This window comes from Roseivivax isoporae LMG 25204, assembly GCF_000521865.1.
Classification (GTDB): Bacteria; Pseudomonadota; Alphaproteobacteria; order Rhodobacterales; family Rhodobacteraceae; genus Roseivivax; species Roseivivax isoporae.
In genome coordinates this window covers 78191-101316 of the sequence record NZ_JAME01000010.1, presented here as the reverse complement: position 1 = coordinate 101316, position 23126 = coordinate 78191, and the positions used below count along the sequence as shown (strand labels likewise).

Sequence of the window (23126 nt, the reverse complement as noted above, 5' to 3'; positions counted from 1 at the left end):
ACGACGGGGGGGACTGCCCGATGGCAGAGATCTACGGCGCGCCGGCGCCGGGCGTGCGCATGTTCGGCTGGGCGATGCTGGCCGCGATGGCGGCCTTTCTCGCAAACGCGATCCTGACGTTCTGGTTCGGCTTTCCCGGCGCGGGCGCGGCGCTGTCGGGCGGCGGCGCGCGCGCGGTCCTGCAGGTCCTGCTCTACGCGGCGTGCATCGGCGGCGCCCTCGTGGTCGTGCAACGCACGGGCGGGCGGTCGCTGCGCACGGACGCCGAACTCGTGACCGCGATCAACGCCTTGCTCGTGCGCGCGGCGTTCTGGGTCGTGCTGCTGGTGGGGGTGGGTGACGCGGCGGTGTCTTTCCTGCGGGTCAACGGGCAGCTCGCCCAGGTGGCGGGCGAGACCGCCGCGGGCATCCTCGGCCGGGCCGAGACGCGCGGCGTCTGCTTCCACGTCCCGCTCGTCGTGCTGGGCATCCTGATCGGCGCGGTGACCCGCGGGATCGGCTTCCTGTGGCTCTCGCTTCTCGTGGTCGCGGCCGAGCTTCTGATCGTCCTGAGCCGCTTCGTGTTCTCCTACGAGCAGGCCTTCATGGCCGACCTCGTGCGGTTCTGGTACGGCGCGCTCTTCCTCTTCGCCTCGGCCTACACGCTTCTCGAGGACGGGCATGTCCGTGTCGACCTGCTCTACGCGAGCCTGCGCCGCGACCGGCAGGGCCGCGTGAACGCCGTCGGCGCGGTGATCCTCGGGATGCTGCTCTGCTGGACGATCCTCGTCCTGGGCTTCGCCTCGTCCTCGAGCGTGATCGTCGGGCCGATCCTCGTCTTCGAGGTCACGCAATCGGGGTTCGGCATGTACGTGAAATACTTCATGGCCGGGTTTCTCGGCGTCTTCGCCGTGACGATGATGGTGCAGTTCGTCGCACAGTTCTTCGAGGCCGTCGCCGATGCGCGCGGCGAGGCCGGCGCGCGCCAGACGCACGCCGAGATGACGTAGGCAGGGGGGACGGTACCGGATGGAACTCTTCTTCCTGCTTCTGCTCATCCTCATCATGGGTGCGGCGCTCGGGTCGGGGTACCCGGTGGCGTTCTCGCTGCCGGGCGCGGCGATCCTCACGGTCCTGCTGGCGGCGGGCGCGGGCTACATCTTTGCCGGCAGCACCGATGCCTACTTCCACTCGGGCGGTCCCGCGCAATGGCTGAGCGCGGGGGTCACCAACCTGCGCGGAGTCTACTGGGAGCCCGAGCGCGACACGCTGATCGCGATCCCGCTCTTCATCTTCATGGGCATCATGCTCCAGCGCTCGAAGATCGCCGAGGACCTGCTCGTCACCATGGCGCAGCTCTTCGGCCCGGTGCCGGGGGGTCTCGGCATCTCGGTGGTGGTGGTGGGCGCGCTCCTCGCCGCGACGACGGGCATCGTCGGCGCGACCGTGGTGGCGATGGGCCTGATCTCGCTGCCCGCGATGATGCGCAACGGCTATTCCAACAAGCTCTCGACCGGGATCATCGCCTCCTCGGGCACGCTCGGGCAGATCATCCCGCCGTCGATCGTTCTCATCATCCTCGCCGACCAGCTGGCCTCCGCGGTGGACCAGGCCGGGCAGGAGCGGCAGACGCTCTACCGCGCGGTGACCGGCGAGCCGGTGATGCCCTCCGAGTACGCGGTGGTCTCGACGAGCGCGGGCGACATGTTCCTCGGCGCCATGGTACCGGGGCTCCTGCTTGTCGGGCTCTACATCCTCTTCATCCTCGCGGTCGCCATCCTGCGGCCGCGGCTTGCCCCCGCGGTGCCGTTCGAGGGGTCCTACGACCTGCGGTTCCTCGGCAGCGTGCTGGTCGCCATGGTGCCGCCGCTCGCGCTGATCGTGTTGGTTCTGGGCTCGATCATCGGCGGCATCGCCACGGTGAACCAGGCCGGCGCGATCGGCGCGGTGGGCGCGCTGGTGATGGCCGGCTACAGGCTGCACCCGGGGGGGCGGCTGCGGTTCGTGCCCGCGCTCCTCGCGCTCGCGAGCCTCGCGCTCCTGACCTACGTGCTCTCGGCCTACGACACCAACGTGCAGAACATCCAGACCGACGAGGACCGCTTCGGCGTGCGGCTCGCGGTCGCCGGGGTCGTCCTGCTCGTGCTCGCCATCGCGTGGAGCGGCTACCGCGCCTACGTGACCGAGGACGCGCTCAGGGGCGTGATGATCGAGACGGCCAAGACCACGTCGCTCGTCTTCATCATCCTTCTCGGCGCGGCGATGCTGACCGCGGCCTTCCGCGCTTTCGGCGGCGAGGAACTGGTCAAGCACTTCCTCGAGGGGCTGCCGGGCGGGTTCTGGACCAAGTTCCTGATCGTGATGATCGTGATCTTCGTGCTGGGCTTCTTCCTCGACTTCATCGAGATCGCGGTGGTCGTGGTCCCCATCGTGGCGCCCATCCTGCTGGCCGACCCCGAGGCGAACGTGACCGCGGTCTGGCTCGGCGTCATGATCGGGCTCAACATCCAGACCTCGTTCCTGACGCCGCCCTTCGGGTTCGCGCTGTTCTACCTGCGGGGTGTCGCGTCCAAGGCCGTGCGGACCATCGAGATCTATGTCGGCGTGCTGCCCTTCATCGGCCTGCAGATCCTGTCGCTGCTGATCGTCGCCGCCTACCCGCCGCTGGTGAACTACCTGCCCATGCGCAGCTCGCTCACCGCCGAGACGGCGCCGCCGCCGATCAATCCCGCGCTGCAATACTGCCTCGAGACCTACGTGGCCGCGGAGTTTGCCGAGAACGGCGCGGACATCCGCACGGCCATCGACCGGGCGCGCGGGCTCGACCTCTCCTACCTCCCGCGCGCGCCGCGCGAGGATTTCCTCGACGGCATCGACAAGGCCGCGCAGTCCTTCGTGCTCATGGACGAGATCGGCGCCGTGCAGGATCGCCTGGCCGAAGGCGCGGTGACGTACCGCCCGCTGCACACCGAGGTGCGCCGGCTGGAATCCGACGCGCGGCGGATCGAGGCGCAGCTCGAGGACCTGCGCACCGCGATCAGCCGCGGCTTCGGTGACAGCGAGACGCTGCAGGCCCGGGTCGCAACGCTCGAGGCGGAGCGGCAGGCGCTGCTCGACCGGGTGCCGGCCGACTGGGAGGCGATCGAGGCCGCCTATACCGAGATCGCCTCGGCCGACCGGGCCGCGCGCAACCTCTACCGTCGCACGGTCGACCAGGCCTACCAGCCCGTCGGGGAACTGATCGACACCATCGCCGCCGCCGACGCGCTGTCGGCGCTCGGGGACGAGATCGCGGCGCTCGCCGCGGACGCGCCCGGCATGGACGGCGCGACGGCGGATGCCCGGTTCGGCGATGTCGAGCGGATGCTGGGCGAGGTGGCGGGCGCAGGCGAGATCCGCAGCCTTCTGGCGGATGCGCGGCGCGAGATCGACGCTCGCACGCCCGATCAGGAGCGCGCGCAGGACCATGTGGAGGAGGCACAGGCCCTTTTCGCCGGGGAGGTCGCGTGGCGCGCGCGCGCGGCGTCAGAGCTTCTGCCCGAGCTGCGCGCCTACGAGGATGCCATCGCCGGAACCATCGGCTTGCGCCAGCAGCCGCGGCTGCCGCGCGCGCAGGCGCTCTACGTGGCGTCCTGCAACGCGGTCCACCGCGACATCTCGCTCAATTTCTGAGCGGCGGCGGCGCATGTCCCCGGGCGGCCGTCAGGGCCGCCCGGGATCGGTCGTCTCAGGCCTGCCGACGCCGGCGCGGGCGGCGGCCCTTGCCGGCCGGGGCGGGCGCCTTGGCACCGCCCCCGCCACCGCCGCCGCCGGAGCGCTGGCCGCGACGCCGCGGGCCGCCCGAGCGGCGGTTGCCGCGCTCGTCGTCGTCGCCGGGCAGGGGGCTCGTGCCGCTCGCCACCGGGATCTCGATCTTCATGAGCTTCTGGATCTGGCGCAGAAGGTCGCCCTCGTCCGGCGCGCAGAAGGCGATGGCCTCGCCCTCGCGGCCTGCGCGCGCCGTCCGCCCGATGCGGTGCACGTAGTTGTCGGGCACCTCGGGAAGGTCGAAGTTGATGACGTAGGCGACGCCGGGAATGTCGATGCCGCGCGCGGCCACGTCGGTCGCCACGAGGATGGTCGTGGTGCCGGCGCGGAAGTCGCGGATCGCGCGGTCCCGCTGGCCCTGGCTCTTGTTGCCGTGGATCGAGGCGGCGTTGAAGCCGTCGGCGACGAGCCCCTTCATCAGCTTCTCGGCGCCGTGCTTCGTGCGCGAGAAGACCAGCGTCAGCGCGTCGGGGTCCCGCGACAGGATCTCGCGCAGCTTGGCGGGCTTGTCCGCCTTGGCGACGAAATGCACCGACTGCGTGACCTTGTCGGCGGCCTTGCCCGGGGGCGAGACCTGAACGCGGCGCGGATCGTTGAGGTAGGCGCGCGACAGCTCCTCCATCTGCTTGGGCATGGTGGCCGAGAACAGCATGGTCTGGCGCGGCGTGCCGAGCCGCGGCGCGATCTTGCGCAGCGCGTGGATGAACCCGAGGTCGAGCATCTGGTCCGCCTCGTCGAGGACGAGGTGACGCACCTGGCCCAGGTCCACGGCGCCGCGATCCATCAGGTCGATGAGCCGGCCGGGCGTCGCCACGAGGACGTCGGTTCCGCGCGCCAGTACGCCGATCTGGCGGTTGATGGACTGTCCGCCCACAACGGTCGCGACGCGCAGCTTCGAGCCCTCGGTCAGCGGACGCAGGTTGTCGGCGATCTGGTTCACCAGCTCGCGGGTCGGCGCGAGGATCAGTGCCTTGACCGTCTTGGGCGCGGGCTTGCCGGGCGCGGCCAGCAGGTGCTCGATCAGCGGCAGGCCGAAGGCCAGCGTCTTGCCGGTGCCGGTCTGGGCGAGGCCCAGGATGTCGTGTCCGTCCAGCGCAAGCGGGATCGCCTGGTTCTGGATGGGGGTGGGTTCCTTGAACCCTGCGCGTTCCAGCGCGGAATTGAGGCTGGGGCCGAGGCCCAGCATGTCGAAATCGAACAAGTCGTGTCCTTCATGGACCGCGCGGACGTCAGGCCCGGCCGCGGCCGTGTCAAGGTGCCGCCCGGGGGGCGACAGCAGAGGGTCCACGCGGCCTCGGGATGCACGGGCGTGTCCCGCGCCATCCGGCCGTCGCGTCTAGAACCCTGCGTGATGGGGAACCGGAGGATCGTGTGCGCCGACGGCCCGTCCGGGCCAGGGCTTGCTCACGCGGCAGCGCAGCGCACGCTCCTGCATGTACGCTCTCGCGCGCAGGTGTCAAGCGCGCCGAGCTTGGGGCCGGCCGGTTTCGGCACGGGACATGTCAGGCCCGGAGCCAGTCCTCGGCGAAATCGACGCGCTCCGCCCCCGTGAGTCCGCGCAGCCGTTCGAGCTCGGAAAGGAGGGCCGCCTGCCGGCCGGCGCCCATGCGCACGCCGCGCTCGTGCCAGAACGCGCGGACCTCGATCGCGGCGCCCGCGCGCCGCGCGTCGAGCCGCCCGATCGCGCTGTCGCCCTGCATCACCGGGAACACGTAGTACCCGAAGCGGCGCTGCGCCTCGGGCACGAAGATCTCGATCCGGTAGTGAAAGCCGAAGAGCCGCTCGGCCCGCGCGCGGTCGCGCAGCGCCGGGTCGAAGGGCGACAGGATCCGCACCCGGCCCGAGGGCGCGGGCAGGGCGGTGCCCGCGTCGAGGATCGCCTCGGTGGTCAGGCTGCGCCGGTGCGTGCCGTCCGCCAGTTCCACGTCGACCTCGCGCACCCGGCCCGCGGCCAGCGCCTCGGCGCACCATGCCTTCGCCTCGTCGCGCGTGACGATGTCGAAGAACGCCGCGAGCTCCCCGCTCGTGGCGAAGCCGAGCCGCGCCAGAGCCGCGCTCATGGCCCAGTCGACGATCTCGGCGGTGTCGAGGCGGGCCGCGCGCGCGGCCTCGGGAATGACCCGCTCGCTCAGGTCGTAGACCTTGCGGAAGCCCTCGCGGTGGCAGATCGCCAGCCGACCCGAGCGCCAGAGGAATTCGAGCGCGGTCTTCGAGGGATGCCAGTCCCACCAGCCCGTGGCGCCGCGCGGCGCGCCGTCGTCCATGTCGCGCGTGGTCACCGCACCATGGTCGTGGACGTGGCGCAGCACGCCCTCGACCTCGTCCGTCCAGCCGCTGCCCTGCCAGCGCGGCCAGCGCGCGCGCATGCGCGCCTCGTCGCGGGCGAACTTGAGCCGCCACATCGGGTAGAACGCCATCGGGATGACCGATGCGTCGTGCGTCCAGTGCTCGAACCCCGCGCGCCGCGTGGCGACGCAGGAATCGAGCGCCGCCGGACGGTAGCGTCCCCGCCGCGCCCAGAGGATCAGGTCGTGCGCCCGTGCGAGCGTGTTGACGCTGTCCACCTGAACGAAGCCCAGCGCGTAGAGCACGTCGTCGAGGTCGCGGCCCCGTCCGCTGCCGCCGCCGGGCCGCAGCAGCATGTGGCGGTCGAGAAAGAGCCGTCGGGCGGTGCGGTTGTCGAGACGGAGACGTGCCATGGCTCGCAGCCTAGCGTCGGTGCCGCTGCCCGCCAGCGCGAAATGCGGCGCTCAGCGGCCCGCAGGTGCGAGCGCGGCGAGGCTGCCGGGCAGGTCGCGGCGCGCGAGGAAGTGCCGGGCGGGGGCGCCGTAGACCTCGGTCACCGGCGCGCGTCCGAGGTCCGGCAGGAGGGCCGCGAGGCGCGCGCGCGCCCCCGCCCGGAGCCCGCCCAGAGCCATCGGTCCCGGATAGAGGCTTTCGCAGGCGAGGCCGTTGGCAAAGACGATCTGGTGCCGCTCGAAGACGAGATGCACGTAGACGGTCTGCCGGCAGGCTTCGAGGCGCCGCACCGATCCGCCGGCCAGCCCCGCGAGATGCGTCGCGCGCACCAGCCGCTCCTCGCCGTCCACGCGCACGAGCACGCCGTGCTGCGGCGAGACCACGAGACCGCGGTGCCCGCCGAAAGTGCCGGCCCCGATCGCGACCGGCCGGAGGCCCGGTCGCGCCGCAAGGGCCGTCGCGCCCACCCGCCGCGCCGCGATCATGACGATCCGCTGCACCCCGTTGTCGCGCGTCACCACGGCATCGCCCCGGCGCAGTTTCTCCACCGGAACCTCGCCCCGGGGCGTCAGGATGCCGGTTCCGGGGGTGAAGCAGACGACGCCCGTGTTCTCGGTCGTGAAGAAAGCGCGCTCGGCGCTCGCCCCGGTGAAGGTCAGGCTGCCGTTGCCGAAGCTCGCATTGTCCGAATAGTCCGCCGTCCCGCCGCGCGCGACCGAGTTCGACTGGTTCAGGATGCCGTCGTCGGCCTGGTCCGCCCGCACCTCCACGAGCGTGTCGTAGAAGGCCGAGAGGTCGATGAAATCGTTGTTGCCGGCAAGGCCGTCGCGCGCCGTGCCGGTCGTGCCCGCGTTGAAGTCGGCGATGGTGTCCGCGCCGTCGCCGGGGGCATAGACGAAGACGTCGTCGCCGTCGCCGCCGGTCATCACGTCGTTGCCGGAACCGCCCGCCAGCGTGTCGTCGCCACTGCCGCCGAGCAGGGTGTCCGCGCCCGCGTCGCCCGCCACCCGGTCGGCGCCGCCCATGCCCTGCACGTAGTCGTTGCCGTCGCCGCCCTCGACGGTGTCGTTGCCGTCGTCGCCGCCGAGGTCGTCGTTGCCGGCACCGCCCGTCACGAGGTCGTCGCCCGCATCGGCGAAGATCTCGTCGCGGCCCCCGCCGCCCAGGATCGTGTCGTCGCCGAGCCCGCCATAGACCGTGTCGTTGCCGAGGCCGGCATCGGTCTGGAACCCGGCGGTGTCCGCGCCGCTTGTCTGGAAGTCGGCGAAATCCGTCAGGACGAACTTCTCGATCCCGAAGAAGCGGATGCTGTCGCTGCCCTCCTCGATCAGGCCCTGCTCGGTGCCGAAATGGTCGACCGTCACCGCCTCGGACAGCGCGCTCAGGTCGACCGTGTCGACATCGGTCCCGGCCTCGCCGCCCGAGACCGTGTCGTCGTCGAAATCGTCCTCGAACACGAACCTGTCGGCATCTGCACCGCCATCGGCCACGTCGTCGCCCGCGCCGGGCAACAGGAGGTCCGACCCGGCGCCGCCCAGGAGGCTGTCCTCGTCGCCGCCGCCGATCAGCGTGTCGTTGCCGTCGCCGCCGTCGAGCGTGTCGTCGCCCTCCGTCGCGACGATGGAATCGTCTCCCGCGCCGCCTACGAGGGAATCGTCGCCGGCCGCGTTCCGCAGCGTGTCGTTGCCCGCCCCGCCTGAGAGCGTGTCCTGGCCGAGACCCGTGCTCAGCAGGTCGTCGCCGTCGCCGCCCTCGATGTAGTCGTCGCCGCCGCCCCCCGCGAGCGTGTCGGCCCCGCGGCTCCCGAGCAGCGTGTCGTTGCCGTCCCGGCCGTCGATCCACACGCCGGACGTCGCGGCCTGCGCGTTCTGCGCGTCGGCCTGGTCGGTCAGGGTCAGCTGCTCGATCCCGGAATAGGTGATGGTGTTCGTGCCGCTCGTGATCGTGCCCGCGCCGCTGCCCGACTGCGTGACGCTGACCGGGGCGGCAAGGCGGTCGAGGCGGATCTCGTCCACGTCGCCCGCGCCGTCGCCGCCCGACACCGTGTCGTCGCCCCAGCCGTCGGCGAAGATGAAGCGGTCGGACCCCGTGCCGCCCGACAGCACGTCGTCGCCGCCGCCCGGCATCTCGGTGGTGAAGAAGTCGTCGAACGCGAAGGGCGTGTCGCCGCCCGAATGCAGGATCTCGAATGATTGCGAATTGCCGTTGGCGTAGGTGATCGTGACGTTCAGGATGCCCGGGTTCACGCTCGGGCTGACGCTGACCGGCATTTCGCGCAGCACGATCCGGTCGAGCCCGTGATCGAACCCCCGCACATGCAGGATGCCCGTCTGGTTCGTGCTGTCGATCAGCAGCCAGTCCTGCTGGCGGTCGCCGTCGGTGCTCGTGCCCGAGCGGTCGTCGAGCGTGACGTCGGCGTTCGACATCTCGCCTGCGGCATAGCGGAAATGGTCCTGGCCGAAGGTGCCGGTCACGTCGTCGTTCACGCCGAAATCGCGCCAGGGCGGGGGCGCCGCGCCGTCCGGTCCGCCCGTGATGGTGTCGTTCCCCGCGCCGCCCTCGACGCTGCCGAGGCCCGTGCCGGCGTCGATCCGGTCGTTGCCGTCCCCCGCGAGGACGGTGGTGAAGTCGTCGAGATCGGTGCGCGGGCCGAAGATCGCGTCGGTGCCGGTCGCGCCCTCCTCGCCCACGGTGACGCTGCGGGTGCCGTCGTGAATGACGATCAGGCCCGCGGGCGGGTCCACCGTAACGGTCCACGACGCGGGCAGCCCGCGGAAATCCAGCGTGTGGCCCGGGCCCGACACGCTGATCGCCGACCAGAAGGCCGGGTCGTCGTAGTTCGACGAGGAGATGACGAAGACGGCCATGATGCGACCGGACCTGATACCTAGAACACACGCACTCGCGGTCCCGCCGCGGCCGTTCCGGCGCCGGAGCACATGTCTCAGGGCCACCCCGGGGGCAGCGTCCACGACCGCGAAACAGAACGGGACGGAGGCAGAGCATTGTGTCGCATCGTGGCGAAACCGTGGCGTCGCGCCCGAAGTGCGGCGGTTTCGTGATGCCGTGGTTAACGGATCATTTTGGCATGCCAAAATATCGACATTCCGAAACGCCCGTGCTAGGCGGAGGTCCGAAGGCGCCTTGAGGTGCGCCGCTTGCCGGGGAGGGCGCAGAGGACATGGATGACACGCTGAGAGGGGCCTGGCCGGTCGCGCCGACGCCGTTTCACGACGACGGTACGCTCGATCTCGACGGGATGCGGCGGGTGCTCGACTGCATCGTCGACCAGGGCGTCGACGGACTCTGTATCCTCGCCAACTTCTCCGAGCAGTTCCTGCTGTCCGACGAGGAGCGCGAGCGGCTGACCCGGCTCTGCCTGACCCATGTGGACGGCCGGCTGCCGGTGATCGTCACGATCTCGCATTATGCCACGTCCATCGCCGTCGCGCGGGCGCGGCAGGCGCAGGCGCTGGGGGCCGCGGCGGTGATGATGATGCCGCCCTATCACGGCGCTCTCCTGAAGGGCACGGCCGAGCAGACCTTCGAGCAGGTGGCACGCGTGGGCGAGGTGGGCATTCCCATCATGATCCAGGACGCGCCCCTGTCCGGCGTGGACCTGCCCGTTCCGCTCCTCGTGCGCATGGCGCGCGAGATACCCATGGTGCGGCATTTCAAGATCGAGTGCTCCGGTGCCGCCGGCAAGCTGCGCGCGCTCGTGGCCGAGGGGGGCGAGCACGTGGTGAGCCCGCTCGACGGCGAGGAGGGCATCACCATGCTCGCCGATCTCGATGCGGGGGCGACCGGCACGATGTGCTCGGCCATGATCCCCGAGCACGTGCGCCGCGTGGTGACCGACCATGCCGCGGGGGACCGGGAGGCGGCGGTCGCCGGCTACGCACGCATCCTGCCGGCGATCAACCACGAGAACCGGCAATGCGGCTTCCGCGCCGCCAAGGCCGCGATGCGGGAAGGGGGCGTCATCGCGTCGGATTTCTGCCGCCATCCCGTGCCGCCGCTGGCGCCCGAGACGCGGGCGGAACTGCTGGGCCTCCTGCGTCCGCTCGATCCCGTCGCGCTGCGCTGGGGCCGGTAGGCGCGTCATGACCGACCGGTCTCCCCTCGCAGAAAGCCTGGCCGAGCTCGGCCCGATCGAGGGCCGCCGCACGCTCGCGGCCGAGATCGCGGACCGGCTGCGCGACCTCATCCTGCTCGAGCGGCTCGCACCCGGTGCGCCCATCCGCGAACGCGACCTGGCCGAGGCTCTGGGCATCAGCCGCACGCCCCTGCGCGAGGCGCTGCGCATCCTCGAGATGGACGAACTGGTGACCTATTCGGCCACGCGCCGGCCCATGGTCGCCGATCCCGACGTCACGACGCTGGCGCAGAACCTGCGGGTGCTGGGCGCGCTCGAGGCGCTCGCGGGCGAGGAGGCCTGCGCGCAGGCCACCGATGCAGAGCTGGCCGCGCTCGCGGCGGCCGCGCGGGAGATGGCCGAGCGGTCCGACAGCGACGAGCCGCTCGCCTTCTTCCGCCGGGACATGGCGTTCCACAGTGGGATCGTCGAGGCCGCGCGCAACCCGCCGCTCCTCCGGGCGCACGCCCAGTTCAACGCGCGGCTCTGGCGCGCGCGCTTCATCTCGTCGCGCCGCCGGCTGAAGCGCGCGCGGACGCTCGAGGAACATCTCGACATCGCGGCGGCGCTGTCCGCCCGCGACGCGGCGGCGAGCGCGGCCGCCCTGCGCACCCATCTCGGCACCGCGGCGGACAACGTCGCCGCGGCGCGCCACGATCCGGGCGAGGACTGACGGTCCGCCCGCAGCTTTCACCTGTGAAAAGGAGCGACCCCATGGCCGCAACATCCGAAGAGTACACGCCCCACGGCGCCCACCTCATCGCTGGCGAGCGCGTGTCGGCGGAGCCCACGTTCCCTTCGCATCCCGTCTCGGGCGCGGGCCACGCGTTCTCGGCCGGCACGCCGGATCATGTCGACCGCGCGGTGCGCGCGGCGGAGGAGGCGTTCGCCTCCTACGGCTGGACGACGCGCGCCGCGCGGGCGGATTTCCTCGACGCGATCGCCGAGGAGATCGACGCGCGCTGCGCCGCGATCACCGCCATCGGCACCGCCGAGACCGGCCTTCCGGCGGCGCGGCTCGAGGGCGAGCGCGGGCGCACCACGGGGCAGCTGCGGCTCTTCGCGACGCATGTGAGGGACGGCGCCTACCTTGACCGCCGCCACGACGCGGCGCTGCCCGACCGCCAGCCGCTGCCGCGCCCCGAACTGCGCATGATCCAGCGGCCGATCGGGCCGGTCGCGGTCTTCGGCGCGTCCAATTTCCCGCTCGCCTTCTCGACCGCGGGCGGCGACACCGCCGCCGCGCTCGCCGCGGGTTGCCCGGTCGTGGTCAAGGGACACGAGGCGCATCCCGGAACGGCCGAGATCGTCGCCGAGGCGATCGGCGCGGCGGTGACGCGCTGCGGCCTGCATCCGGGGGTCTTCTCGCTCGTGCACGGCGGCGCGCGCGAGGTGGGGCAGACGCTGGTGCAGCATCCGCTCGTGCGCGCGGTGGGCTTCACCGGCTCGCTCGCCGGGGGGCGGGCGCTGTTCGACCTCGCCATGGCGCGGCCGGAGCCGATCCCGTTCTTCGGCGAGCTTGGATCGGTGAACCCGATGTTCGTGCTGCCGGCCGCCGCGGGCGCGCGCGGGCCCGAAATCGGGCGCGGCTGGGCCGGGTCGCTCACCATGGGGGCGGGGCAGTTCTGCACGAACCCGGGGATCGCGGTCGTGGGCACCGGAGCCGACGGCGATGCCTTCGTCGAGGCCGCCCGGGCGGCGCTTGCAGAAAGCCCCGCGCAGACCATGCTGACCGACGGCATCGCCGACGCCTACCGCGCGGGCAAGGCACGCTTTGGCGGGCGCAATGCTGTGCGCGCGGTGCTGTCCACCGAGAGCGAGGGGCGCAGTGCGACGCCCAACCTCTTCGAGACCGACGCCGCCGCCTACCTGCAGGACGCGGCGCTGGGCGAGGAGGTGTTCGGGCCGCTCGGACTGGTCGTGCGGGTCTCGGACAAGGCGGAGATGGCGGAGCTCGCCCGCGGCTTCGAGGGCCAGCTGACTGCGACGCTGCACATGGACGAGGGCGACACCGATCTCGCCCGCGACCTGCTGCCGGTCCTCGAGCGCAAGGCCGGGCGGCTGATTGTGAACGGCTTTCCCACCGGGGTCGAGGTTGCGGATGCCATGGTGCACGGTGGGCCTTATCCGGCATCGACCAACTTCGGCGCGACGAGCGTGGGGACCCTGTCGATCCGCCGCTTCCTCCGGCCGGTCTGCTTCCAGAACATGCCTGAGGCCCTGCTGGCGGGCGACCTGGCCTGATCCGGGGAGCCCGGATCCAGACACGGGTGCCCGGCGCCAACTGCGGGAAGGCGCCGGGCGGTTCTCGCTCTGAATCCGGCAGCTTTGAATAGACTTGCCTGCAATCTGAACCGGTACCGCGACCACTCGTCATCGGTGCAAGACAGTCCGTCCGAAATTCTTCGGACCCGACGCATAAAACGATACTTGCTAACAATCCGCGTGCCGGCGCCGGACGACGCCTTCTTCTACCACAGGAAGGCCACTCAGGATGCGTGAAATTTTTGCCAACATGCAGAAAAGACACAACTCCCTGCAAATCAACAGCTAAATCTCGCGATCTGCGGTGGCAGGCGGTGATCCGCTCAATTCACGTGGGAATAACGCAGGAGAGGGAGCAGCTTGCAGGTTGAACGCCTCCGAATCGCGTCCCGGTCCCCTCGCACGACGTGCCATGGGCGGGGCCGGCGGGGCGCCGTGTGCGGCGAGCTGCGCGATGCGCGACTTCGGATGCAAGATTGTGCCGGGATGAGACGAATTTGTGGCCGAACCGTGCACGAAAAAGGACGCCGCCGGCGGGTCCGCCCCGAATGACGAGCGCGGCGCGTACCTATTGCTTGCGCGGCCCGTGGTTAATCCTTCGTTAACCAATGATTTCTTCGCTCCGATTGCGGCCCGTGGACAATGATTCGGAGCGTCGGCGGATTGGCGCTTGCGGCGGGAAAGTGGCTGTAAAGCCTGTCAAACTCCCGCCCCAAATGCCGCCCATGATTGTGGGGTGTTGGTAACTTTCGCCTTTGGTTCGTTTGCCGAGTGGTTTCCCGCAAATCGCAACCTGACAACCGTGAGGGTTCCATGGACACAGTCCAGCTCCTGAAAAGAGACGCGGCACTCGTCGCGTCGGTCGAAACCGACAAGCTTGGCCGCAAGATCGTGCGTGACGCGATGAAACGCCTGCAGGACCTGCCCCGCTGGGCGCGGGCCACCCGCAGCGACCTGGAAATGCCCCGCACCATCCAGGTCGAGTTCACGCGGCTCAGTTCGCGCGTGGTGCGCGGCGATGCTCTGAACGATCAGGAAATCCGCCGCATGCAGCGCTGCGCAGAGCTGATCTTCGACTGGTTCGATGCGCGTCTGAACGGCCAGCCGGCCTGAGCGACGTCCCGGTGGCGCCCGTGCGCGGGCGCCCCCATACGCGGCTCAGATCCGCGCCAGGAGCTCGGCCTTCTTCCGGGCGAACTCCTCCTCCGACAGGATGCCCTTGTCCCTCAGCGCGCCGAGCTTCTCGAGCGCGGCAAAGACGTCGTCCGTGCCGCCCGTCTCGGGCCGCCCGGCGTCGGACGGGGACTCGGTTGCCTTCGCCTCCTCGCCCGAAACGACCGGCAGGTCACGCAGCCGGACGATGCCGAACTGGCTGGTAAAGGTCATGTCGGCGCCGCCCGATTGCTGCTGGCCGACGCCGCCGATCACGTGGTCGCGGGTGTCGTGGACGGTGACGCGCCCGCCGATGCGGGTGGCGAGCCGGCGGCTGTCGGGAAAGACAGCATAGGCGGTGTCGTTCTGCGATCCGGTCGATGTGGGAATGCCGAGCGTTTCGGGCCACCACGCGCCGCTGCGGGACTGCCCGGTACCACCGGACCCCGGTGCCGGGCGCGCGACCAGCGACGCGTCCCCGGCGGCCTGCGCGATGTCCGCGCAGAGCGCCGCGACCAGCGCCTGCAGGCGCGTGTTGAACATGTCGCCCACCATGGTCATGCCGCCCGAGGACCACTGGCCCATGCCGCCAAGATCGGGGTGCGAGAACTGCGCCTGCCGGCCGTTCCCGGCCACGACGGCCGCGATCAGCGTGCGCACGGCGTCCACGCTCGTGCCGTGACGTTCGGCGAGCCGCGAAGCGAGGTCTTCACCCTGTGTGGTGAGGGTCATGGCGGCGATCCTTTCGACGGGGACGGGAACGCGCCGGACCACCCGGCGCGCCGTCAACGGATCAAGCCCGGGCCGGGCCGATTGTTCCGTCACGATCGGCCCCGCGCGCCACTCTGTCGACCGCTGCGGGTTGTCCCGGGGCCACATCGCAATAGGTAGATGTACCGAAACGGCGGTTTGCAGGCAGGTCCGCGGCTCTCGCGCGACCGCCACTCCGCCTGCGCGCACAGTCCGTCCGGACCTTTCAACGGCGCGCGCGACCGGGCGCAGAGACCCGGCCAGAACGGAGGATACATGACCGACAGGAACCCGGAAAAGGGCTACATTGCCATCCTTGGCTGGAGCCTCAACGCGATCGACGCCGTGGACCGGTTCGACCGGCGCTACGTGGTGGTCGCACCGCCCTGGGCCGAGGAGTACTGCACACAGAACGAGATCCCGTTCATTCCCTGGGACTTCACCCGGCTCAACGAGCGGTCGCACGAGCTTGCCCAGCGGCTGAAGGAGGATGGCGTCGACGTCGCCATTCCTCTCTTCGAGGAGACCGTGGAATGGGCGGGGGCCATCAACGCCGTCCTCATGGACAACCCGCGGCTGCTGGGCCAGTCGATGCTGTTCCGTGACAAGTCGCTGATGAAGCGGCGCGCGCAGCTCGGCGGCATCCGCGTCGGCGTGTTCGAGGAGGCGCATGACCGCGTCGACGTGATCCGGTTCCTCAAGCGGGTGAACCAGACGCTGCTCAAGCTCGACGGCGACCCGAACGATCCGATCCATTTCAAGGCGTTCGACAAGTCGGGCACGGCCGGCCACCGGGTGATCCGGACGCCCGAGGACGTGGACAACATTCCCGACGACGAATTTCCCGCGCTGCTCGAGAGCCATCTCGACGGCTGGGAATTCGCGGTGGAGGCGTGGATCAAGGACCGCAAGGTCCATTTCCTCAACATCTCGGAATACGTGACGCTCGGCTACTCGGTCTTCGTGCCGGCGACGCCGGAGCTCGAGGCGCATCGCGCGCGCATCACCGAGGAGATCGAGAAGCTGATCGAGGCCTTCGACATCGACTTCGGCTTCATCCACCCCGAGTACTTCCTGACGAGCGACAACAAGCTCTACTTCGGCGAGGTCGCCTACCGTCCGCCGGGCTTCAACGCGCTTGAACTGATCGAGCGCGCCTACGGCTTCAACGGCTACCAGGCGATGGTGCTGATGTTCGATCCGAAGACTACGCAGGACGAGATCGATGCCTTCTTCCCCGAGGAGGTGACCGGCGCAAAGGGCCATGCGGGCTGCTTCGGCGTCTATCCGCGCCGGCGCGTCGTCAGCCGCCTGCAGGTGCCCGAGGAGACCGAGAACCACCCGTACTTCGAGTTCCACCAGCTGTCGGACCCGATGGAGCAGAAGGTCGCCAAGCGCACCGCCTTCGGCACCCATTGGGGGCTCGCCTATTTCTTCGGCGACGATCCGCACAAGCTGCGCGACCTCTTGAAGGCGCAGGAAGAGCTTGATTTCTATGTCTGACCACGGCAGGCAGACGATCTTGCCCAGGCGGGATGCCAGATGGACCAGACATCGCCAGACCTCGACCGGCTGAGCGCCACGCTCGACCAGGCCATCGTCCGGCTGGAACAGTCGCGCCCCTTCGCCAAGGGGCGCCACCAGGGGCTGGTCTTCGACCTCGTGGCGCGCCTCATGCGCGTCGCGGGCGGCGCGGAGGCCGTGCTCGACCGGGCGGGGCGCATGGAAGCGGCGGGCCTCTTCGCGGGCTCGGACTGGGACCGGCCGACGGTGCTCCTGCCGCAGCTGGTGGCGGGATCGCTCGACGCCGCCGATCCCCGGCGCGCGGCGCTCGAGACGGCAAGCCTCATGCGTTTTCTCGCCGTGGCGACGGGCCGCGTCGAGCAGCACCCGACGCTCGGCACCGACCATGCGCGCCATTTCCTGACCCAGGTCCTTGCGCTGAACCTGCGGCGCTTCTTCAGCTTTTCGGACGAGGCCTCGCGGGCCCGCGGCGACCGGGACGCCGAAAGCGCGGCACTCCTGCGCTTCGTCGCGGACCGGATCGGTCTGCGCGACGTGCTGGGCGTGCTCGTCGCCGAGATCTGGCGGCTGCTCGAGCAGCGACCCGTGCAGGTGGCGCCGGTGCGTGAGATGATCGCGCAGATCGCCATCGCCCTCAATCGCCACGGCGCCGAACCCGGCGCGGAGCGGCTGGGCGCCGAACGGCTGGTCAGCGCGCTGTTCGGTCCGACGGCCGAGACGCTCGACGATCCGGGCGTTGCGGTCTACGCCGAGCGGCTCGACACGCTCGACGAGAACGGCCTGTCGCGCGAGGCGATGGGGTTCGCGCGGTCGATGCACGACACGGGCCTCGTGTCGGACTACCACGCGACGTTCCTGACCTGGGCGCTCGATTTCGGCGACCGGCAGCTCGTGCCCGAGGCACTGGGGCTCGGGACGACCGGGCTCGACTGCTGGCGCTGCTACAGCGGGCTCGTGGAGGACCTCGTGCGGCGGGCGGTCACGCCCTTCACGCCGCAGGCGATCTACGGCCTCTCGGCGATGATGGACCGTGGCGTGATGCACGGCGCGCCCATCGTGCCGGCGTTGCAGCGGGTGCTGGCGCTCGACCTCGATCCGGGCGTGCGCGCGCGGCTCGAACTGGCCTTCGGGCCCGCGGTGCCGGCCGAGACGCTGCTCGTCGCGGGCGCGCTCGTCATCCTCGGGCAGCCGCTCGGCGTGGGGCAGGGGGCGAATCCCACCTGCCAGTCGGCGCGTGCGCTGTCCATGTGGGCGTTGAACGATCCCGACTACCTCCTGCACCTCGTCGTCGAGGCGGCCGAGGCCGACACCATCAATATGCATTTCGAGGGCACGCCCATCGTGTCCGCGGACCTGCCGAGCGGGCTTGCCGGGGCGGGTCCCATCGACGCGGACCCGGTATCGGTGCTGCTCGTGCCGCATCTCGACCGCATCTATGCCGAGATGGGGCGCCTCTGCGCGGGCCGCGACGGCGACCCGCACCGCTGGATCAACCCCGAGTTCCACGGCTGGTGGGTCCGCCGCGACTGCCGTGTGGCGGTCGACATCGCAACCGGCGCGCTCGCCGACTACGACGATTTCCTGACGGGTTTCCACCAGAGCTACCATCCCGACTACAACGGGGGCCGGCCGCTCATCCATCCGCAGCCCGCGGGCATCGCCTATACCGACCCGACGGGCAGCTTCGTGGGATGGCACGCCATCACCATCCTGCGCGTCGCGCCGGGGCGGTCGGGCGAGATGCGGGTGTTCTTCTACAATCCGAACAACGACAGCGCGCAGGACTGGGGCAACGGCGTCGTCGTCACCACCGGCGGCCACGGCGAACGGCATGGCGAGGGCTCGCTGCCGTTCGAGGCGTTCCTGTCGCGCATCTACCTGTTCCACGACCACGCGGTGCGGCCCGCGGGCGTGCGCCCGGTCCCGGCCGAGGCCATCGCGCGGGTGCGGGACATGGCAGTGGGATCCTGGGCACGCGACCGCACGGGGGCGCGCGCGCCGGTCCCCGCGCAGGGCTGATGCCCGCGCCCGGGGTTCAGACGACGAGGACGGGGATGTCGGTCAGGCTCGTCACTTTGTGGCTGACCGAGCCCAGCAGGTAACCCTCGGACGATCCGAGCCCGCGCGACCCCAGCACGATCAGGTCGCAGGCGTTCTCGCGCGCGAAGGAAACGATCGTGCGCGCCGAGGGCCCGCCCTGGATATAGGCGGCGGCGCGTTCGACGCCGGCGCCCTTCAGGTGCGCCTTCGCGTCCTCGGCGGTCTCGCGCGCGATGCCGCGCATCACGTCGTCGAGGTTGCCGCGCGTGTCGGAAATCCCGCGCACCATCGAGAGCGACGCCTCGAGCATGGAATGGTGGCGGTAGACGGTCAGCACCTTGACCTCGGCCCCGGTCAGCCGCGCGAGGCCCGCGGCCTTGTCGAGCGCCTGCAGCGCCCCCTTCGATCCGTCGTAGGCGGCGAGAATCGTCTGGAACATCGGGCCTCTCCTCAGTCCGCGAAGGCGATGTCACGCAGGAACAGCGCGATCTGGGGGAAGAAGATCAGCAGCACGGCCACCGTCAGCAGCATCACGATGAAGGGCGGCGTGCCGCGGATCACCTCGGCATAGGGTCGCTTGAACACCGCGATGGCGGTGAAGATGTCGCAGCCGAAGGGCGGAGTCGCGCTGCCGATGGCGACCTGCAGGGTGATGATCGTGCCCACGAGCACCGGGTCGAGCCCGGCGGAATCGACCACCGGCGCGAAGATCGGCACGAGGATCAGGATGACCACGATCGGGTCCACGAACATGCAGCCCACGAAGAACGCGATCGAGATGGTGAAGAGGATCGCGTAGGGGCCCATCTCGTCGATGCCGATCGACCCCAGCACCTGCTGCGGGATCTGCGCGAAGCTGATCACATAGGAGAACGCCGCGCCCGCGCCCACGAGGATGAACACGACCGCCGTGATGAGGCCCGTCGACTTCGCCGTGGCGTAGAGTTCGCGCAGGCTCATCTCGCGGAACACGACCATCTCGAGGATGAGCGCGTAGAGCACGCAGGCCGCCGCCGCCTCGGTGGGCGAGAAGATGCCGCCGTAGATGCCGCCGACGATGATGACCGGGAAGCCGAGCGGCCAGAGCGCGCGGCGCATGGCCGACATCCTCTCCGACCAGGTCGACTTTTCCTCGGTCGGCACGTTGTGCCGCCGCGCGTAGATGTAGGAGTAGACCGAGAACATGAAGAGGATCAGCAGCCCCGGCCCGATCCCCGCGATGAAGAGTTCCGAGATCGAGGTGCCCGAGACGACGCCGTAGATGATCATGCCGATCGACGGCGGGATCAGGAACGCGATGTCCGACGCGTTCACGATGAGCGCCAGCACGAAGCTGTCGTTGTAGCCGGCCTTGAGCATGCGCGGGCGCAGCGGGCCGCCCACCGCGACCACGGTCGCCTGCGTCGATCCCGACACCGCGCCGAAAAGCGTGCAGGCGGTGGCGGTCGACACCGCGAGCCCGCCCTTGAGGTGGCCGACGAAGGCCATGACGAGGTCGATGAGGCGCGCGGCAGATTGTCCGCGCGTCATTATGTCGGCGGCGAAGATGAACATGGGCACGGCGATCAGGCTCGCGGGGCGGATGCCCGCGAGGATCTGCTGCACCATGGTGTCGAGTTGCCCGACCCCGCCGAAGAGCGACACGAAGCCGATGAGCGAGCCCGCGATCAGCGGGATCATCATGGGAAAACCGAGCAGGAGCAGCACGATCATGCTGCCGAAGATCATCAGGCTCATGGCTCAGACCTCCTCCCGGCCGGTGTCGTCGTAGCCTTCCATGGTGCTCGTCGACAGCCAGATGTCCTTGTGGATCACGTTCTTGATCGCGGTCAGGCTGTATTGCAGGCCGGTCAGGAAGAAGCCGAGCGGCGCCCAGACGATGATCCACCAGACGGGAACCTGCAGCGCCGGCAGGAGCCGCCCGCGCGAGGCCTGGGTCGTCACGTACTCGACCGAGTACCACGCGAGCAGGAACATCGCCGCCGCCGTCACCGCCGCGATGATCACCATCAGCGGCTTGCGCAGGGCGGGCGTCAGCGCGTCGAAGATCGCCGACATGCGGATGTGCCGCCCGTGCCGCGCGGCGTAGGAGATGCCCGCGAAGGTGATGAGGATGATGAGCGCCTGGTTCAGCTCCTCCGAGAAGAAGATGCTGCGGCCGAGCAGGAACCGTCCCACCACGTTCGCCACGGTGTTGAGGGCCATCAGGAGCACGCCGACGGCGAGGAGGATCGCCTCGATCCGCGCGATGGCGACATCGACGACGCCCAGGATGCCGGGCAGGCCGGAGACATAGGCGGAATCGTCGATGTCGGCATCGGCGGCGGGGGCCGCGCCGGTGGGGGCGATGTCGGTGTCGCGCGCGGACACCTCTTCGTTGCGTGTCGTCATGGGACTGTCCTCGGGAGGGGAAGGTGCGTGCCGGCAAGGGGTGCCGGGCCGCCGCGGGGGCGGCCCGGCACCGGTCACGCGGGGCGGGACGTCAGCTTTCCGCGCCGACCGCCTCGAGATCCGCCTTTAACTGGTCGAGGATCTCCTGCGCCTGGTCGCCGCCGATCTCGAGGAACTCCTGCTCCACGGCCTCAGCGGTGTCCATGAAGGGCTGGCGCTCCTCCTCGGACAGCGTGGTGATGGTGATCGAGGGCTTGGCTTCCTTGATCTTCTCGAGCGATTCCTCGGTCAGGCCTTCCTGGTACTCGATGATGTACTCGAAGGCCGTGTCGATGGCGTCGTTGATCAGCGTCTGCTCCTCCTCCGGAAGACCTTCGAAGAAGTCGAGGTTCGCCATCACCGCGGTGGTGAAGTTGTTGTGCCCGGCCCGCGTGATGTGGTCGGTCACCTCGTACATCTTGGTCGACTCGATGAAGAAGGCCGGGTTTTCCTGGCCCTGGATGATGCCGGTCTGCAGCGCGCCGTAGACCTCGCCCCAGGGCAGCGGCGTCGGCGTCGCGCCGAAGGCCTGGTAGCTCTCCACGAGAAGCGGGTTCGTCATGACGCGGAACTTCACCTCGTTGAGGTCCGCGGGCCCCGTCACCGGTTCGGCGGTGGTCATCATGACCTCGCCCTCGGGGAACATGGTCAGCAGCTTCAGCCCCTGTTCCTCGTAGAGCGGCGGGAACATCTCGTTGATCGCGGTCGAGGTGCGGAAGAACTCCGCCAGCGTCTCCTCGTCCTGCGGCAGCAGGTAGGGCACGAAGAAGACCTGCGCTTCGGGGATCAGCGCGCCGGTGAAGCCGGGCGACTGGTCCACGAACTGCAGGATCCCCGATTGGGCCTGCTCCATGATGTCCGCGGATTCGCCAAGCGTGCCGAACGGGAAGAGCTGCACCTCGTGGTCGGAGTTCGCCTCGATCTCTTCCTTGAACTTCTGGGCGAACTTGCCCTGAACCTCGTCGAGGGCTTCCTCGAAGGCATAGCGCCAGGTATCGGCACCGGCCGCGTTCACCCCCGTCGCAAGGGCGAAGGCGCTCGTCAGCATGAACAGTTTGCGGGTCATTTCTTTCATCTCCCTGGTTCCGCCCGCCCGGGGTCGCGTGGATCGCGCCCGGACAACCGGCATGAATTTTGGGACCTTTCCGAGCGGAAAGACCCCCCAAAGGTCCGGGGGGGATGAGTCGATGTCAACTTGAAATCGCCCCGGACCCCCGGGGCCGGCGCCGCGCGGGGCTCGTCCGCACGCGATTCGGGACGATGCGGACCGCGGGCTCAGAGGCCCGCGAGCGCCTCCTCGATGCCCGCGCGGAGGGCGCCGCGATCGGGCCCGAGCCGGGCGATCGCGCGGCTCGAGGACAGAAGGATGTTGGGCGTGGACAGGCCCTCCGCGGCAAGGTCGCCCGCCGAGGCGCCCTGTGCGCCGATGCCCGGGGCGAGAAACAGCGCCTCGGGAAGTGCCGCGACCGCCTGTCTCAGGTCGCCGGGCGCGGTGGCGCCCACCACGGCGCCGACGGTGCGGGGCGTGCCGGCGCCCGCTTCCCACTCGGCGATGGCGTCGAGAACGTCGCGCCAGACCGGGCCCGCGCCCGCCTGCTGCAGCCGCTCGCCCTCGGGATTGGAGGACCGCGCGACCACGAAGACATAGGCGCCGTCCGCCGCCGCCGCCTCGAAGACCGGGACGAGGCTGCCGACGCCCAGATAGGGCGCCACGGTCAGCGCGTCGGCCCGCATCGGCGCGCGGGGTCCGAACCACGCGGCCGCGTAGGCCTCGCAGGAGGTGCCGATGTCGCCGCGCTTGGCGTCGGCGATCACCTTGAGCCCGCGGTCGCGCGCTTCGGCCAGAACCCGGGTGAGCGCGGCGAACCCGTCCGCGCCGAAGCGTTCGAAATAGGCGACCTGCGGCTTCACCACCGGAACGAGCCCCTCGGACGCGGCGAGGAGCGCGCGCGCGAAATCGAGCGCGCCGCCGGCATCGTCGGGCAGGCCCCACGCCTGCAGCAGCGCAGTCGAGGGATCGATTCCCACGCAGAAGGACGGCCGGTCGGTGGCGCTGGCCAGCACGGTGTCGCGGAATCCGGTGGTCATGGCGGCGTCTCCTCTGTGATGCGCTGCGGGGTCGGGCCGCCCTGCGGTGCCCCAGCACGCGCGTGCGCGCAAGTCCCGGCGCACGTTCCTGCGGCAGATGATGCGGCGCCGCGCCGCTCAATCCGGGGCCGACGCCGCGGGACGGTGGACGCCGCCGCGCTCCCGGATTAACGAGAGGGACAGCGACGCGCGGACGCGAATCCGTGCGCGACAGGCG

General features: G+C 70.2%; 17 protein-coding genes. 8 read left to right on the top strand and 9 right to left on the bottom strand.

Annotation, left to right across the window (positions count from 1 at the left end; all coding sequences use genetic code 11):
• Positions 1-20 precede the first annotated feature (20 nt).
• Together RISW2_RS08535 and RISW2_RS08530 are read left to right on the top strand one after the other, a co-directional pair.
• Complete coding sequence (locus RISW2_RS08535) at positions 21-989, top strand: TRAP transporter small permease subunit (protein ID WP_043769114.1); 969 nt, start codon at positions 21-23, stop codon at positions 987-989.
• 19 nt (positions 990-1008) lie between these two features.
• Positions 1009-3651, top strand: coding sequence for a TRAP transporter large permease subunit (locus tag RISW2_RS08530; RefSeq protein WP_043769112.1), 2643 nt, complete (start codon positions 1009-1011; stop codon positions 3649-3651).
• Between the two features lie 55 nt (positions 3652-3706).
• On the opposite strand, the gene RISW2_RS08525 is transcribed toward RISW2_RS08530, so the two are convergent.
• From RISW2_RS08525 to RISW2_RS08515, 3 genes are all read right to left on the bottom strand, one after another.
• On the bottom strand, positions 3707-4987 hold the full coding sequence (locus RISW2_RS08525) for a DEAD/DEAH box helicase (RefSeq protein WP_043769110.1): 1281 nt from the start codon (positions 4985-4987) through the stop codon (positions 3707-3709).
• A gap of 301 nt (positions 4988-5288) precedes the next feature.
• Positions 5289-6485 carry a winged helix-turn-helix domain-containing protein gene (locus RISW2_RS08520; RefSeq protein ID WP_043769108.1) on the bottom strand — a complete coding sequence of 399 codons (1197 nt, stop codon included), beginning with the start codon at positions 6483-6485 and terminating at the stop codon, positions 5289-5291.
• Positions 6486-6536: 51 nt separating this feature from the next.
• Complete coding sequence (locus RISW2_RS08515) at positions 6537-9392, bottom strand: Hint domain-containing protein (protein WP_043769106.1); 2856 nt, start codon at positions 9390-9392, stop codon at positions 6537-6539.
• A 314-nt stretch (positions 9393-9706) separates the two neighbouring features.
• Between RISW2_RS08515 and RISW2_RS08510 the strand changes: the two genes are divergently transcribed.
• From RISW2_RS08510 to RISW2_RS08495, 4 genes are all read left to right on the top strand, one after another.
• Complete coding sequence (locus RISW2_RS08510) at positions 9707-10621, top strand: dihydrodipicolinate synthase family protein (RefSeq protein ID WP_043769105.1); 915 nt, start codon at positions 9707-9709, stop codon at positions 10619-10621.
• Positions 10622-10628: 7 nt separating this feature from the next.
• The gene (locus tag RISW2_RS08505) at positions 10629-11333 is read left to right on the top strand and encodes a GntR family transcriptional regulator (protein ID WP_043769102.1); all 705 of its coding nucleotides are present in this window, start codon (positions 10629-10631) and stop codon (positions 11331-11333) included.
• Between the two features lie 41 nt (positions 11334-11374).
• The gene (locus tag RISW2_RS08500; RefSeq protein WP_043769100.1) at positions 11375-12904 is read left to right on the top strand and encodes an aldehyde dehydrogenase (NADP(+)); all 1530 of its coding nucleotides are present in this window, start codon (positions 11375-11377) and stop codon (positions 12902-12904) included.
• A gap of 834 nt (positions 12905-13738) precedes the next feature.
• Positions 13739-14038 (top strand): hypothetical protein, encoded by a 300-nt coding sequence (locus tag RISW2_RS08495; RefSeq protein ID WP_043769098.1) that lies wholly within the window; start codon positions 13739-13741, stop codon positions 14036-14038.
• A gap of 45 nt (positions 14039-14083) precedes the next feature.
• On the opposite strand, the gene RISW2_RS08490 is transcribed toward RISW2_RS08495, so the two are convergent.
• On the bottom strand, positions 14084-14809 hold the full coding sequence (locus RISW2_RS08490; protein ID WP_043769095.1) for an SHOCT domain-containing protein: 726 nt from the start codon (positions 14807-14809) through the stop codon (positions 14084-14086).
• A gap of 294 nt (positions 14810-15103) precedes the next feature.
• Between RISW2_RS08490 and RISW2_RS08485 the strand changes: the two genes are divergently transcribed.
• Both RISW2_RS08485 and RISW2_RS08480 read left to right on the top strand, forming a co-directional pair.
• Positions 15104-16330 carry an ATP-grasp domain-containing protein gene (locus RISW2_RS08485; protein WP_043769093.1) on the top strand — a complete coding sequence of 409 codons (1227 nt, stop codon included), beginning with the start codon at positions 15104-15106 and terminating at the stop codon, positions 16328-16330.
• Positions 16331-16369: 39 nt separating this feature from the next.
• The gene (locus RISW2_RS08480; protein WP_043769090.1) at positions 16370-18370 is read left to right on the top strand and encodes a hypothetical protein; all 2001 of its coding nucleotides are present in this window, start codon (positions 16370-16372) and stop codon (positions 18368-18370) included.
• A 16-nt stretch (positions 18371-18386) separates the two neighbouring features.
• On the opposite strand, the gene RISW2_RS08475 is transcribed toward RISW2_RS08480, so the two are convergent.
• The 5 genes from RISW2_RS08475 to pyrF form a co-directional block, all read right to left on the bottom strand.
• Positions 18387-18830: a universal stress protein gene (locus RISW2_RS08475; protein WP_043769088.1), complete on the bottom strand. Its 444-nt coding sequence runs from the start codon at positions 18828-18830 to the stop codon at positions 18387-18389.
• A gap of 11 nt (positions 18831-18841) precedes the next feature.
• Complete coding sequence (locus tag RISW2_RS08470; protein WP_043769085.1) at positions 18842-20128, bottom strand: TRAP transporter large permease; 1287 nt, start codon at positions 20126-20128, stop codon at positions 18842-18844.
• 3 nt (positions 20129-20131) lie between these two features.
• Complete coding sequence (locus RISW2_RS08465; protein ID WP_084615301.1) at positions 20132-20782, bottom strand: TRAP transporter small permease; 651 nt, start codon at positions 20780-20782, stop codon at positions 20132-20134.
• Positions 20783-20873: 91 nt separating this feature from the next.
• Positions 20874-21887: a TRAP transporter substrate-binding protein gene (locus tag RISW2_RS08460; RefSeq protein WP_084615300.1), complete on the bottom strand. Its 1014-nt coding sequence runs from the start codon at positions 21885-21887 to the stop codon at positions 20874-20876.
• A gap of 209 nt (positions 21888-22096) precedes the next feature.
• Positions 22097-22909 carry an orotidine-5'-phosphate decarboxylase gene (pyrF, locus tag RISW2_RS08455; RefSeq protein ID WP_043769083.1) on the bottom strand — a complete coding sequence of 271 codons (813 nt, stop codon included), beginning with the start codon at positions 22907-22909 and terminating at the stop codon, positions 22097-22099.
• Between the last annotated feature and the right edge of the window lie 217 nt (positions 22910-23126).

Bases quoted from the DNA above. Each gene is read 5' to 3' on its own strand.
- RISW2_RS08460 (WP_084615300.1), bottom strand. From the start codon at position 21,887: ATGACCCGCAAACTGTTCATGCTGACGAGCGCCTTCGCCCTTGCGACG.
- RISW2_RS08515 (WP_043769106.1), bottom strand. From the start codon at position 9,392: ATGGCCGTCTTCGTCATCTCCTCGTCGAACTACGACGACCCGGCCTTC.
- RISW2_RS08520 (WP_043769108.1), bottom strand. From the start codon at position 6,485: ATGGCACGTCTCCGTCTCGACAACCGCACCGCCCGACGGCTCTTTCTC.
- RISW2_RS08480 (WP_043769090.1), top strand. From the start codon at position 16,370: ATGGACCAGACATCGCCAGACCTCGACCGGCTGAGCGCCACGCTCGAC.
- RISW2_RS08505 (WP_043769102.1), top strand. From the start codon at position 10,629: ATGACCGACCGGTCTCCCCTCGCAGAAAGCCTGGCCGAGCTCGGCCCG.
- RISW2_RS08465 (WP_084615301.1), bottom strand. From the start codon at position 20,782: ATGACGACACGCAACGAAGAGGTGTCCGCGCGCGACACCGACATCGCC.
- RISW2_RS08535 (WP_043769114.1), top strand. From the start codon at position 21: ATGGCAGAGATCTACGGCGCGCCGGCGCCGGGCGTGCGCATGTTCGGC.
- RISW2_RS08495 (WP_043769098.1), top strand. From the start codon at position 13,739: ATGGACACAGTCCAGCTCCTGAAAAGAGACGCGGCACTCGTCGCGTCG.
- RISW2_RS08490 (WP_043769095.1), bottom strand. From the start codon at position 14,809: ATGACCCTCACCACACAGGGTGAAGACCTCGCTTCGCGGCTCGCCGAA.
- RISW2_RS08510 (WP_043769105.1), top strand. From the start codon at position 9,707: ATGGATGACACGCTGAGAGGGGCCTGGCCGGTCGCGCCGACGCCGTTT.
- RISW2_RS08470 (WP_043769085.1), bottom strand. From the start codon at position 20,128: ATGAGCCTGATGATCTTCGGCAGCATGATCGTGCTGCTCCTGCTCGGT.
- pyrF (WP_043769083.1), bottom strand. From the start codon at position 22,909: ATGACCACCGGATTCCGCGACACCGTGCTGGCCAGCGCCACCGACCGG.
- RISW2_RS08500 (WP_043769100.1), top strand. From the start codon at position 11,375: ATGGCCGCAACATCCGAAGAGTACACGCCCCACGGCGCCCACCTCATC.
- RISW2_RS08530 (WP_043769112.1), top strand. From the start codon at position 1,009: ATGGAACTCTTCTTCCTGCTTCTGCTCATCCTCATCATGGGTGCGGCG.
- RISW2_RS08485 (WP_043769093.1), top strand. From the start codon at position 15,104: ATGACCGACAGGAACCCGGAAAAGGGCTACATTGCCATCCTTGGCTGG.
- RISW2_RS08475 (WP_043769088.1), bottom strand. From the start codon at position 18,830: ATGTTCCAGACGATTCTCGCCGCCTACGACGGATCGAAGGGGGCGCTG.